Below are 321 nucleotides of genomic sequence, written 5' to 3' on the forward strand. Positions count from 1 at the left end.
ACCGGTGCCAGCCGCCGCGGTAATACCGGCAGCACAAGTGATGACCGCTGTTATTGGGCCTAAAGCGTCCGTAGCTGGCCAGACAAGTTCATCGGGAAATCTGTGCGCCTAACGCACAGGCGTCCGGTGGAAACTGCCTGGCTTGGGACCGGAAGACCAGAGGGGTACGTCTGGGGTAGGAGTGAAATCCCGTAATCCTGGACGGACCACCGGTGGCGAAAGCGCCTCTGGAAGACGGATCCGACGGTGAGGGACGAAAGCTCGGGTCACGAACCGGATTAGATACCCGGGTAGTCCGAGCTGTAAACGATGTCTGCTAGG

General features: G+C 59.8%; 1 rRNA gene. It reads left to right on the plus strand.

The features are described from left to right. Positions 1-321: ribosomal RNA gene (locus C480_RS00010) — 16S ribosomal RNA — on the plus strand; the annotation flags it as partial.

The sequence above is a fragment of the Natrialba aegyptia DSM 13077 genome (genome assembly GCF_000337535.1).
Taxonomy (GTDB): Archaea; Halobacteriota; Halobacteria; order Halobacteriales; family Natrialbaceae; genus Natrialba; species Natrialba aegyptia.